Below are 13,170 nucleotides of genomic sequence, written 5' to 3' on the forward strand. Positions count from 1 at the left end.
GTTAAAATCTATATTATTTTTAACCCTTTAATTTAGCCTTAGAAATTTTAAATGCAAACTTCCATAAAATCCAATCAATTATCATTAAGACAATTAAATATATAAAAATTTCTAAAGGAGTTTTGCTAATTGCAAAATGAATGCCAAGTACTAGTATAATACCTCCAAGTGATACCAACAAAGCTAATAAACCTTCTCCACCATTAGTTGCTTCAAACTTTCTTGAAAATGGGAACTCCTTCTTTAAAGATGCAAAATTTATTATAATTAATAATATAAAGGATAAAAACGCTATAATTAAATGAATTATTACTTTAGGTCCAAATATTATAATAAATATTATGGAAATAATAATATAAGGTACTAACATAAGCTTGTATATTGCTCCTTTGATAACTCCTCTAAATATAGATGAAGTATTCTTTATTGGTGCAATTTCATATATCCATGCGCCTAAATACCTCTCTGAATACCTAAGCATAACTATTATATTAGGAATTACAAATGCAAAAGCATAAATTGAAAAATAAGATCTTGAATTTCTTAAACTTTCAAAGATTCCACTTGGATTATTTCTATCTATTCCTATAAGCATAAAAATTATAGGCAATACTATTCCTAAAGATAAGCTTGGATATATTTTAAGCTTAAACTCTCTTTCAGAATTCATAATTCCAAGAGAAAAATTAAAAAAAGCCCTTTCTGTATTATCCTTACAGAATAAATTATTTATCTTTATTAATAATCTACTCTTTTCCTTTATCTTATCTTCATTATTATTTAACTTTTGAAGATTTTTCTCAAAGGCTGGTGATAATTTTAAATATATAAGCATTGAAATTATTGGAACAGCTATTGCTAATATACTCATAATAGCTTTAATTATAGTTATTCCTTCCCCTGAAATCATAGAAAGAGGAGCTGCAAACCACATTGGAGGTATTAAAAGATGCCATAATTTTTCTTCATATCTAAAATTAAATATATCTACAAATTCAAATATTCTAGGTACTATTTGATAAATTACAACCATAAATATACTTAATCCAATTTGAACAAAATTTATTATATCCTTAAGTTTTTCACCATCAAAAAACTTTAATACTAAAAGATAAGCCAAAGCTGTAACAATTATCATAAATATATCTATTAATACTATCTCCAAGAAAAATACTAAAAAATAACTAATTCCATATTTAAAAGATACTATAAAAGAAACTCCAACTAAGGCTAAAGTTAAGTAAAACATATATATAAATACATGAGTAATTTTTGCCGCATTTATAGTTTTACTATCAATACCTTTAGTAGATATAATATTTTTATCTCTTACATCTAATATTACATAAGAAAAATCTGAAATAAAAATAGTTAAAATCATAAACATTATTGCTGAAAAATATATTGACATTATATACATTCTATTAATATCAAACATAAGCATAAGTCCTATAAATGCTCCAAAAATAGCATATAAAATTAGTGCTTTGTAAAACTCATTAGAGTTTTCCTTTTTTTTCTTAGCATCATTAAAAACAGTTGCTTTTCTTCTTCCATCCATAGTTAGCTTTGTATTTAATATTAATCTAAACATATTATAGTCTACTCCAGCTTTTTTATATAAACCTGATAGCTTATCTATAACTTTTAAAACTTTAAACTCTTTCATAGCTATACCTCTTTAACTACTGATATAAAGTTTTCTGCTAACTCTTTATACTCGTGGAAACCAGTAACCTCATTAAATATATTTTCTAGAGAACTTTCTTTATAGTTATTTTTTAACTCTTCAAAATTACCATCAGCAACTATTTCACCATTATTAATTAAAATAATTCTATCACTTATTTTTTCTACAACCTCCATAATATGAGATGAATAAAATATTGTTTTTCCTTCCTCTGCAAGATGAGCTAATATCTCTTTAATTATCATTACACTGTTAGCATCTAAACCACTTAAAGGTTCATCTAAAAATAAAATTTCTGGATTATGCATTAAGCTAGAAATAAGAATAAGCTTTTGCTTCATACCTTTTGAGTAAGAGGAAATCCTTTTACCATAGGAATCGATTATACCTAAAATATCCATTAATTTTTTTGCTTTTTCATCTGCCTTATCATAGTCGATTCCATATAGTTGTCCTACAAATGTTAAGTATTCCTTTCCAGTTAAGCTATCATATATTTCTGGAACTTCAGGTACATATCCTATTTTTTTCTTATAACTTTCATCACCTCTAGAAACCTCTTCTCCAAATATCTTTATTTCCCCGCTATATCCGGTAATTAGTCCCATAATCAACTTTACAGTAGTACTTTTCCCTGCTCCATTTGGACCAATATATCCAATTATACTTCCCTTATTTACTTTTAAATTAATTCCCTTTAGTACTTCTTTTGAGCCAAAACTTTTTCTTAAGTCTACTAACTCTAAAACTGTGTTATTATCCATTTTTACACCCCCATAAATAATTTTACAGTAAAATTAATACATTGTAAATTTTTACTATAAATGTTAATTACAACTATTATATAAATTATAATTTAAAACAAAATTACTTTTAATTCTTAATAAGTCTTCCATATCATTTAAAAATTGTAATAATTGTGCTCTATTTTCAAACTCTTCCCTAGTCTTTGGTAAAGTCATTTGCTTAAAATCTAACTTTATTTTATCTAATTCTTTTAATAGGTCTTTACAGTCATTTGTATCCTTAACTTGATCAGCAACACTTTTAGTGAATTTAGCTATCATATATGTTTGTTCAAAAGACATATAAAACTTTTCAAAATGTGATCTTAACTTTTTTATAATATCAAACTGACTTTTTCTCATATTCATATAGTCAACATAATATGAATCACTTTTTAGAAGATTATTGTTTGCTATTTTATATGCTCTTTCTATGCTTTCATTTAACCTTTTTTCTATATCCCTAACTATTACCTCTTCATCTCTATCAACTGAATAGGTTAAAAGAGACTTAGACATTTTAGATAAAATCACTCTGTAGCTTTTTTCTATATATTCCTTATCTTCATTAAACTGATGATGTAATGAAGGCATAAATAAATTTGCAATTGATGCAATTCCTACACCTATTATCATTATTAATAGTTCATTTATCACCCAATATAATGTTATTTCATCTGCTACAAGTAAGTGAGTGGATAAAACTACTGCTGGCACCATTCCCTCTGATATTTTAAATCTTGATGTAATAGGTATAAATACTAAAAGGAATGCTGCAAAAGTAAGTGAATTTTGCCCTAAAAATTTATAAATTATTACAGATAATAATATTGCTGTTATACAGGCTACTATTCTATTTTTTCCAACAATTAATGACTTTTTCCTTGTATCTTGAATACTTAATATAGCTATAACAGCTGCTACAGCTGAAAATTGTAACTTCAAAAGATTTGCTAAAATTAAAGCAATAGTAGCAGATATAGACATTTTAAAAGCTAAATTATATATATATTTCAAATTATCACCTCTCTAATTAAAATGTCTTTTTGCATACCCACATCTCTTACAAAGTTCTTCTACTGCACGTCTTCTTGAAAAACCATCATAAATATTTCTAGCTCTTTTTGAATTAATTATATCTTCTAAATCTTCTTTAAATATATTACCTAATGGTATATTACCCTCACTATCTAAACAGCAAGGTACTACTGTTCCATCTAATAATATTCCTATTTGATCTCTTAAACCATGACAAAATACTTCTTCACTTATTAGAGAAATATTTGAATCTGGCCAACTAAATTTTTCTGCCATATTTAAATACACTCTATCTTTAAGTTTTATTCCTCTTTTTTCTATTAATGCATCAACTAATGAAAATTCAATATTTAATCTATTTTCTATTATTTTTATTATTTTTAAATTTAAATTATTATTAGCTTTTAGCTCTTCGGTATCTATATTCCACAATCTAAGAGCACATATTATATCACTTTTCTCATTTGCTTCATTAATAAAGCTTAGCACATTATTTAAGTATTCATAAAAATCTATATCATTTTCATTTGCTTCAAAGCTATGAAGAGAAATATTAACTTGTCTAACTGCTCTAGAATTTATTAAAACTTCTTTTACATTATTAATTAAGGTTCCATTAGATGTGATATTAACTTTTATATTTGCCTTTTTAGCTATATTAAGAAAACTTTCTAAGTTTCTATTTAAAAATGGTTCCCCCATTAAATGAAGATATATATGATTTGTGTATCCTTTCACCTTATTAATTATTTTATTAAAACTGTCAACATCCATAAATCCTAACTTTCTACTAGTTTTAGGACAAAAATTGCAACTTAAGTTACATATATTTGTTGTTTCTATATATATTTTTTTAAATCTTCCCATTACTTATCTCCTTTTCACATTATATAAAATTAATTTATCATATTATATCCTTTCTTCCAATATATTAAATATTATCATGTAATTAATTTTTATAAAGGATGTGAGATAATTTGGATCCATATAAGGTACTCGGTGTTTCTCCAAATGCTTCAAAAGAGGAAATTAAAAGAGCTTATAAAAACATATTAGATGAATATTCTTTAGCAAATTCATCTATAGACTCTCGCCCTCTAGCTGAAGATATAATAAATGAAGCAAATTTAGCTTATGATGTGTTAGTAAACGGAGGAGTATATAAGGATATACGTTCCTTCATAGACAATGACAATATTTCTATTGCTGAGGGTAAATTAAACCTTTTAGATTTAAGAGACTCTGCTGAATGGAATTATCTAATGGGGTTTGTTTATTTCAAAAAAGGTTGGTTTGATATTGGTATTCAGCATGTAGTCAAATCTACAGAGTTAGATCCATCAAATAAAGAATATGCAGAAACATTAACAACTCTTAGAAACCGTTCTGGAGAAATTGTAAACTATTATAAGCAAAACAATTATCAAAATCCTACCCCAAATCAAGCAAATCCAGAAAATGCTTCAAATAATATGAATATGTGTGGTGGTAGTAATTCTGGTAATGGCGGAGGAATGTGCTAACAAAAATATTAATATTTTATTTTTACAGTAATATTTAACTTTAAACTACTTAATAATACTTTTTATGATAAAAAGGTGCTATCCTTGTGTGACAGCACCTTTTCTAATTATTCTAATTGAGTTACTAATCTTCTCATTACATCTTTTAATTTTCCTTCTCCAACCTCTTCATTAACTCCTGCTAAAACTACTCTTATATCATTATCTGATAAATCCCATTTATAAGCTTTAACATCTATTATAGATTCTTCTGGTAATAAATCTTCCATATCTGTAGCTAATTCTTCTGATAAACTCATATATTCATCAAACAAATCATCTTCACTTAAATCATCTATACTATAATCATCACTTATTATTTCATTTAAAATATCTATTGATATACTTAAGTTATAGGCAAAACTATCTTCTCTTTTTGTTCCTTTACTCATATCTTTCAACACTTTAAACTCAGTGCTTTCTTCGATTTTTTCTTTAATTTCATCAGTATCTACTACTCTTCTTCCAAAGGCTATATACATACTTACCTCCAAATTATAATTTTATATTATTTTCAATAGATTCTTTTATTAAAGACTTAAGCTTTTTTAATTCCTCTTTATACTTTTTATGTTCCAATTGAGGAAAAGCTTCAATAAGTCTTCTAACTCTTTTAGGTTTGAATTCTTTCTTATTAAATTCTTTCTTAAGCTTATCTAAAATATTCATATTTTTAAGAGTAATATTTAAATTAACTACTTCACTAACAGTTAATGACATATCAACTATGAATATAATTAAAATTAAAATTGCTACTAATATAATAGATAAATTTGAAAACTTACTTATAAATCCAACTATTAAAGGATGTATAATTTCTAACAAAACAAGGGCTAATGTTGCAAATAATGTTGAGTTCAATAAGCAAACCCTACCTTTTATATTGAACCTTCTATTTGAATAATTCCAAAGTCTTGTATGAAATACATATTCAAGTAAAATATCTGCAATAAACTCAATTATTGAAGCTATAACTCCACCAAAAATAAATATTAATATAGGGGAATCAATATTTAAACATTCCATAATATAAATAACTAATAATGCACCAAAACCATAAACAGGACAAACTGGTCCATTTAAAAATCCCCTATTAATAAATTTTTTCTCTGGAATAGAACAATATATAACTTCACATATCCACCCTAAAAAGCTATATACACTAAAATATAAAAACCAAGTTAAAAACCACATATCCATTCCCCCAAATAATCAAAAATTATTACTTTTTTAAATTAATCTCACTCTTAACTGCATTTATGTTAAATAACTTATTATAAAAATTATCGAATCCATCATCTTCAATTTTTATATCTTCATTATCATTAATATAGAACTTGTCCATAGTTGAAATAATTAAATCAAACTTCTTTAAATCATTTTCCTCTAGTAAAACATTAAAAAGATAAGCTAAATGATTTTGCATATATTTTTGAACTTCTTTAAATTCATCATCTGTTAACTTACCTTCTTCATAAAGCTTTTTTATTGGCCCATTTCTAAAAGAAAAATATGTTGATGCCTTTGATATTCTAGCTATATAATCTTTTAAATCATTCATATATTCACCTCATTAGTTATATTCATAAGAAAATCCCATTCTCATAAATATATATTTCGTTATAGTTTTAATTATATTTTTGTTTTTTATATTTTACAACATAAATTATATTAATTACTTATTATAGTAAAATATAAAATTGTTAATAAATTATTATATTTTTAGTATAAATTGCTGAAACATACTCTTTGTAATATAATATATTTAATTATATTATACAGAGGTGTTGACATGAACTTTTTAAAAGGTATCTACGGAATTGATTTATTATCACTACTTTTATTATTGATTGCTTCGTTATTAAATTTTTCAAAATATACGATGTTTATAGGAACTGCTCTTACATTAATATCTATATTTAGAATTTTTTCTAAGAATATTTATAAAAGACAATCTGAAAATAATACTCTAATTAGCTTTTTAAATAAACCCTTATCAAAGTTTGGATTAAGAATCCCTTATAATTCTCAACCAATTGATTTCACTAGTTTTTCTTACGCTTTTCAAATTATAAAAAAAACTATTACTGAAAAGAAAAATTATAAAATTACAAAGTGTCCAAATTGTGGTCAAAAACTAAGACTTCCAAGGAAGAAAGGAAAAATAGTTGTAACCTGCAAAAGGTGCTTACATAAATTTGATTTTAGAACATAGTTTAGAGCTGTCTTAAGGACAGCTCATTTTTTAATTATAACATAATACTATAAACATATTAATCAATTAAATATAAGAATGGATAAACTTCCCTTAATATATTAAACCAATTATGTACAAAATAAACTATGCATACTAAAGGAGGTTTAATAATGTCTAATAAAAAAAACACTAATAAATTAACATTATCTGCTCTTATACTAATGATTTTTACATCTGTATATGGTTTTAACAATATTCCACGAGCCTTTTACTTAATGGGATACTCTGCAATCCCATGGTACATATTCTCTGCTATTTTCTTCTTTATTCCTTATGCATTTATGATGGCAGAATTTGGTGCAGCTTTTAGAAAAGAAACTGGTGGTATTTATACTTGGATGGACAAGTCAATCGGTCCTAAATACGCCTTTATAGGAACCTTTATGTGGTATAGTTCATATTTAATATGGATGGTTAGTGTATCATCATCTATTTGGGTACCTTTATCTAACCTAATATTTGGAAAAGACACTACTTCAACTTGGTCATTATTTGGATTAAATGCTCCCATGACATTGGGTATTTTAGGTGCATTATTTGTAATATTAATAACCTATATATCCTCTAAAGGATTAAAGGGAATTGCAAAAGTAGCATCTGTTGGTGGGATATTTGTAACTAGTGCAAATTTAGTTTTATTAATAGGTGGATTAATCGTTTTATTTATGAATAATTTTAAATTAGCACAACCAATAAATGCAAAAGCTTTTATAGCTTCACCTAATCCATTTTATCAAACTCCCCTTGGAATATTAGGCTTCCTAGTATTTGCTCTATTTGCATATGGTGGTTTAGAAGTCGTAGGCGGTTTAGTTGATTCTACTGAAAATCCTAAAGTAACATTTCCAAGAGGCATAAAAATTGCAGCAATTGTTATTGCAATAGGATATTCACTGGCAATTTTATTTGTAGGATTCTTTATAAACTGGAATGATATTTTAACTGGAGAAGAGGTTAATATGGCTAACGTATCCTATATAGTCATTAAAAACCTAGGTATTGAAATTGGAAAAGCTCTTAACTTTTCACAAAGTACCATAGAACTTTTAGGCTCATTATTTGCAAGATATATTGGACTTTCAATGTTTTTAGCTCTATTAGGAGCATTCTTTACACTAGCCTATTCTCCTCTCAAACAACTAATTGAAGGTACTCCTTCTGGTATATGGCCTAAATCTTGGAATGAAAAAGATGAAAATAATATGCATAAAAATGCTATGTGGATACAATGTATTATAGTTGTAGCAATTATTCTTATCTCTTCATTTGGAGGAAAAAGCGCAAGTGTATTTTTAAATTACTTAGTTTTAATGGGAAATGTTGCAATGACTATTCCTTATATGTTTTTATCCTATGCCTTTATTCATTTTAAGAAAAAGGAAGGAATAAAAAAACCCTTTGAAATTTATAAAAGTACAAAACTTGCTACAGTAGCCTCAATTATAGTTACTTTAACAGTTGGTTTCGCTAATATATTTACAATATTACAACCGGCTTTAGAAACTAAAGACTATCTATCAACTATATTTCAAATTGCTGGTCCAATTGTATTTGGAGTTATCGCACTATTACTGTATTCTTCATATGAAAAGAAGACATCTAAATAAAGCTATGACAAGGAAGATAAAAAGTAAATTATTTATCTTCCTTATTATTTTTCTTGACAAAAAATTCCTAAGGTAGTATTATGTATTCATAATAAAAACACTTGTTTTTTATATGAATACACTTTTTAGGGGGCTTAAATATGAAAAAAAATACATCTTTAATTTTTAAAATCTTTTTAGCTTTATTAATTGGTATAACTTTAGGATTAATATGTAAATATATAAATTTTGAATTTCCAATTAAATCTTTAGCTACTTTTAGTGAATTATTTGGTAGCTTTTTATCTTTTATAATTCCACTAATAATGATTGGATTTATAGTTCCTGGTATAGCTTCTCTTGGTAGTAATTCTGGTAAAGCTTTATTAATTACTACTATTCTAGCTTATATTTCAACTTTAGGTGCTGGTTTTATTGCTTTTTTTGCAGGTTCAAATATTTTACCTAAATTCTTAAAAGCCAATACTTTAGTAATAGCATCAGGAAATAATATATCTTCATTTTTTAGTATAGAAATTACTCCAATTATGTCAGTAACCTCAGCCTTAGTCTTTTCTTTTGTTATGGGCATAAGCTTATCAAAAATAAAAAATAGCAGCATACTCAATATATTCAATGAATTCAATATAATAGTTTTAAATATAACTTCTAAAGCTTTAATACCTCTAGTACCTTTTTACATAGGATCAATTTTTGCTAGACTTAGTTTTAGTGGAGAAATTTTCACTACCATTAAAAGTTTTGCTATAGTTTATACAGTTCTATTTATTATCCAAGGTTTATATATTTTACTACAATATTCCTTAGCTGGAGTAATTAAAAAGGTAAACCCTTTAAAGCTAATAAAAAATATGATACCAGCTTATTTAACAGCAGTTGGTACACAGTCTTCTTCAGCAACTATTCCTGTTACTGCAGAGTGTGTAAAAAATAATGAAGTTAGTGAAGAAGTAACTGATTTTGTTATCCCTTTAGCTGCTACAATTCATTTAGCTGGAGATACAATTACCTTAGTTTTAACTTCCATGGCTGTAATGTATATGACAGGAAGAATACCTACTTTTTCAATTATGTTACCTTTTATATTTATGCTTGGAGTAACCATGGTTGCAGCTCCAGGAGTTCCTGGAGGTGGTGTTATGGCAGCTTTAGGTATTTTAGAATCTATGCTTGGATTTGGAACATTAGAAAAACCTATAATGATAGCTTTACATGCAGCTCAAGATAGTTTTGGAACTGCAACTAATGTAACTGGTGATGGTGCTATTGCAATAATAATGGATAAACTTTTAAGCAAAGATACTCAAATAGATAATGATTTAAATGCTAATCCAATTTTAGAGTAAAAAAATAAAAGCTCAAGCTTAAATAGCTTGAGTTTTTATTTCGATATTATTTCCATCTGAAGTAATTGTTATTTGTCCTTGTTTATCTGTTCTATATGCTTCAATTCCCATTTCATCTATAATCTTCAATGTTTCTTTATGTGGATGACCATAAGAGTTATCTACTCCACAACTTATTATTCCATACTTTGGAGAAATAGCCTCTATAAATTCTTTAGTAGAGGAAGTACTTGAACCATGGTGACCAAACTTAATGACATCAGCTTTTAGTTCATTTGCATATTTCTTTACCACTTCTTCTTCTACAACTTTTTCTGCATCTCCTGTAAATATAAATGCTTTATTTCCATAAGTTAACTTCATTATAGGTGAATAATCATTTAAATCATCATAGCTTTCTTGTATAGGTGAATAAACATCTATCCTAGCTCCTTCTCCTAATTCAAAACTTGTCCCTTCTTTTATTACATTTGCATTTAACCCTTCATTACTTACTGCCTTCATCATATTTTCAAATGTCTTGGTTGTATTAGTTGCCTTTGGCATATAGAAACTTTCTACATCATACTTTTCAAAAACCTTTGTCATTCCTCCAATATGGTCTTCATGAGGATGTGTTGCAATAACTATTTCAAAGTCATCAATATTTTTTTCTTCTAATTGCTTCATTAATTTATCTGAATCGCTTTTTGGGCCAGCATCAATAAGTATATCAAAATCATTTACTCTAATATAAGCTGCATCACCTTGTCCAACATCTAAATAAGATATTTCTAAAACTCCTGTTGGTGTACCTACATTAGTGCTTATTATATCCTTACCAAAGTAAGCTGAAAAAATAGCTATAATCCCAAAGATTATAATAGTTAATAATTGAGCCTTTTTATTACCCTTATGCTTTTTCATATTTTTTTCAAAGGCTTTTTTTAAGTCATTCTCTTTAGTCAAAACTTCTTCCTCCTAAAAATATCTTTATATTATAAATATTATATGTACTAATTATAAAAATGTCAAAAGGCGCTACATTATGTCCTGCAGCGCCCCATAGCCATAGTCAATAAAATAATAACTTCTGACTACAAACTTATTATTTGTGGATAATTACATTTTTATTCACTTCAATTTTTACCTTTTTATTTTTTATTAATATCTTAGTAATAGTAGAAACTAAAACTATTCCTAGTGCTAAGGATCCTGCTGAAGCCATCGTATTTATTCCTATTTCTAATGATTTCATAACATCTCCAGTTATTGCTTCTACCATAGTGTAATACATTCCTCCTCCTGGAACTAAAGGAATTAATGCTGCAATTACAAACGTAGTTACAGGAGTTTTTAATACTCTTGCAAAAATCTCTGAATATGTGCTTAATGCTAATGCCGCTAAAAATAATGATGTTGTATCTGATACTCCAATCATTAAGGAAAACTTATAAACGAACCACCCTAAGGCACCACATAGTGCTGCAAAAGTTAAATTTTTACCTTTTATATTGAAAACTATTCCAAATGCAAATGTTGAAATAAAAGCAGCCATCACTTCAAGTATCATTTTATATTCCTCCAAATAAACTAATCCAAAAACTCAAAATCACACCAGTACCTACAGCTACTGCAACAGCTGTTAAGAATGCATCAGCTCCTCTTGCAAGACCTGATACTAAATCTCCAGCTACTGTATCTCTAATAGCATTTGTAATGGATAATCCCGGAACTAATAACATTATAGACCCAATGATAACCTTGTCCATATCATTCGCTAAATTAATTTTAATAGAGAAAATAGCTAATAATGCTAAAATTCCTGCTGCTATACTAGTAATAAAAAATGAATTCAGTCCCATTTTTTCATTTTTTATAGTAACATACTTTACTACTAATCCAATAAAAAAAGCAGCTATAGCATCTCTTAAAGATCCTCCAAATAAAAATACAAACCCAAAAGCACCTATGGCAGAAAATAAAATTGTAACTTTATCAGAATATCTTTTTTCCTCTTCAATTTTTTTAAGCTTTCTTTTTAAATCTTCCAATGTAATATTTTTACTACATATATGCCTTGCTAAATCATTTACTTTATGAATTTTTTGTAAGTCTACCGATCTATTAGAAATTCTTACAACTAATGATTTTATTATTCCTTTATGAGAAGCAGAAGCAATTATTACAGTAGGAGTCGCATAACTACTTGCCGATTCTACACCTAAAGATGTACAAATTCTGTTCATAGTTTCTTCAACCCTATAAGCTTCAGCACCACTTTCTAACATTATCTTCCCTGCATAAGAGGCCACTTCAAGTATTTCATTTATCTCCATTTTTTATCCCTTCTTATAAAACTTAACTTCATTTATTATACAATTCTAAAATTACCATGTCTATATAGATTTTAATACATTTTTCATTAAAATTAAAAAAGATGAAAGAGGTAAATCTCCTTCATCTTTTTTAATTTTATATACTATTAATTATATTTTCTATAGACTTAACTGATGCTTCCCTTATGGTAAATATCACATCTTCATCAATTCTAAGCTTAGTTTCATTATTATTTATCTTAACTTTATTTAAGTTAAGACCTGAATTCCCGAATTCCTTATATTTGGTTGGTGATAAATCAATATTAAAAATTCCATCTTTAGCTCCAGTAATTTTTATTAAACTACCTTCACATCCACCCTCTTTTACTTTTAATGTAATTATGTTATTTCCCTTAAGAACAACTTTATTTTCTGGGACTCCTACAACTTCAACTTTTCCAGTCATAGTCATCCAGCCACCACTTAATTTTATCTTAGATAATAACTCTAAGTTATACTCTTCTGTAATTTTCGTTAATAGTTGTCCAAGTTCATAAATATTTAAATTATATTTCATCAATTTCT

Annotated in this window: 15 protein-coding genes; 4 read left to right on the plus strand and 11 right to left on the minus strand. The window is 26.7% G+C overall.

What is annotated here, in order from left to right; all coding sequences use genetic code 11:
* Positions 1 to 19 precede the first annotated feature (19 nt).
* From ACQPUY_RS10680 to ACQPUY_RS10695, 4 genes are all read right to left on the minus strand, one after another.
* The gene (locus ACQPUY_RS10680; protein ID WP_430841211.1) at positions 20 to 1,669 is read right to left on the minus strand and encodes a hypothetical protein; all 1,650 of its coding nucleotides are present in this window, start codon (positions 1,667 to 1,669) and stop codon (positions 20 to 22) included.
* A gap of 2 nt (positions 1,670 to 1,671) precedes the next feature.
* Positions 1,672 to 2,454, minus strand: coding sequence for an ABC transporter ATP-binding protein (locus ACQPUY_RS10685; protein WP_430841212.1), 783 nt, complete (start codon positions 2,452 to 2,454; stop codon positions 1,672 to 1,674).
* Positions 2,455 to 2,517: 63 nt separating this feature from the next.
* Complete coding sequence (locus ACQPUY_RS10690) at positions 2,518 to 3,492, minus strand: aromatic acid exporter family protein (protein WP_430841213.1); 975 nt, start codon at positions 3,490 to 3,492, stop codon at positions 2,518 to 2,520.
* Positions 3,493 to 3,504: 12 nt separating this feature from the next.
* On the minus strand, positions 3,505 to 4,380 hold the full coding sequence (locus tag ACQPUY_RS10695; protein WP_430841214.1) for a radical SAM/SPASM domain-containing protein: 876 nt from the start codon (positions 4,378 to 4,380) through the stop codon (positions 3,505 to 3,507).
* Between the two features lie 110 nt (positions 4,381 to 4,490).
* Between ACQPUY_RS10695 and ACQPUY_RS10700 the strand changes: the two genes are divergently transcribed.
* Positions 4,491 to 5,036, plus strand: a complete 546-nt coding sequence (locus tag ACQPUY_RS10700; RefSeq protein ID WP_430841215.1) for a J domain-containing protein — start codon at positions 4,491 to 4,493, stop codon at positions 5,034 to 5,036.
* Positions 5,037 to 5,143: 107 nt separating this feature from the next.
* Here ACQPUY_RS10700 and ACQPUY_RS10705 read toward each other — a convergent pair whose 3' ends face one another.
* From ACQPUY_RS10705 to ACQPUY_RS10715, 3 genes are read right to left on the minus strand one after another with little or no spacing between them, the layout of a single operon-like run.
* Positions 5,144 to 5,557: a hypothetical protein gene (locus tag ACQPUY_RS10705; protein WP_430841216.1), complete on the minus strand. Its 414-nt coding sequence runs from the start codon at positions 5,555 to 5,557 to the stop codon at positions 5,144 to 5,146.
* 13 nt (positions 5,558 to 5,570) lie between these two features.
* A complete protein-coding gene (locus ACQPUY_RS10710) occupies positions 5,571 to 6,269 on the minus strand; it encodes a putative ABC transporter permease (RefSeq protein ID WP_430841217.1) in 699 nt (232 codons plus the stop codon).
* A gap of 28 nt (positions 6,270 to 6,297) precedes the next feature.
* On the minus strand, positions 6,298 to 6,636 hold the full coding sequence (locus ACQPUY_RS10715) for a hypothetical protein (RefSeq protein ID WP_430841218.1): 339 nt from the start codon (positions 6,634 to 6,636) through the stop codon (positions 6,298 to 6,300).
* A 231-nt stretch (positions 6,637 to 6,867) separates the two neighbouring features.
* Between ACQPUY_RS10715 and ACQPUY_RS10720 the strand changes: the two genes are divergently transcribed.
* From ACQPUY_RS10720 to ACQPUY_RS10730, 3 genes are all read left to right on the plus strand, one after another.
* Positions 6,868 to 7,290 (plus strand): hypothetical protein, encoded by a 423-nt coding sequence (locus ACQPUY_RS10720; RefSeq protein WP_430841219.1) that lies wholly within the window; start codon positions 6,868 to 6,870, stop codon positions 7,288 to 7,290.
* A gap of 152 nt (positions 7,291 to 7,442) precedes the next feature.
* A complete protein-coding gene (gene yjeM / locus ACQPUY_RS10725; RefSeq protein ID WP_430841220.1) occupies positions 7,443 to 8,939 on the plus strand; it encodes a glutamate/gamma-aminobutyrate family transporter YjeM in 1,497 nt (498 codons plus the stop codon).
* A gap of 140 nt (positions 8,940 to 9,079) precedes the next feature.
* Positions 9,080 to 10,285, plus strand: a complete 1,206-nt coding sequence (locus tag ACQPUY_RS10730; protein ID WP_430841221.1) for a dicarboxylate/amino acid:cation symporter — start codon at positions 9,080 to 9,082, stop codon at positions 10,283 to 10,285.
* A gap of 18 nt (positions 10,286 to 10,303) precedes the next feature.
* Here ACQPUY_RS10730 and ACQPUY_RS10735 read toward each other — a convergent pair whose 3' ends face one another.
* From ACQPUY_RS10735 to ACQPUY_RS10750, 4 genes are all read right to left on the minus strand, one after another.
* Positions 10,304 to 11,191: a ComEC/Rec2 family competence protein gene (locus ACQPUY_RS10735; RefSeq protein WP_430841391.1), complete on the minus strand. Its 888-nt coding sequence runs from the start codon at positions 11,189 to 11,191 to the stop codon at positions 10,304 to 10,306.
* Positions 11,192 to 11,372: 181 nt separating this feature from the next.
* Positions 11,373 to 11,837: a threonine/serine exporter family protein gene (locus ACQPUY_RS10740; protein WP_430841222.1), complete on the minus strand. Its 465-nt coding sequence runs from the start codon at positions 11,835 to 11,837 to the stop codon at positions 11,373 to 11,375.
* A 1-nt stretch (position 11,838) separates the two neighbouring features.
* Positions 11,839 to 12,603 (minus strand): threonine/serine exporter family protein, encoded by a 765-nt coding sequence (locus ACQPUY_RS10745; protein WP_430841223.1) that lies wholly within the window; start codon positions 12,601 to 12,603, stop codon positions 11,839 to 11,841.
* Between the two features lie 136 nt (positions 12,604 to 12,739).
* A complete protein-coding gene (locus ACQPUY_RS10750; protein WP_430841224.1) occupies positions 12,740 to 13,162 on the minus strand; it encodes a UDP-N-acetylglucosamine pyrophosphorylase in 423 nt (140 codons plus the stop codon).
* Positions 13,163 to 13,170: the final 8 nt, after the last annotated feature.

The sequence above is a fragment of the Clostridium nigeriense genome, assembly GCF_050585245.1.
Lineage (GTDB): Bacteria > Bacillota > Clostridia > Clostridiales > Clostridiaceae > Clostridium > Clostridium nigeriense_A.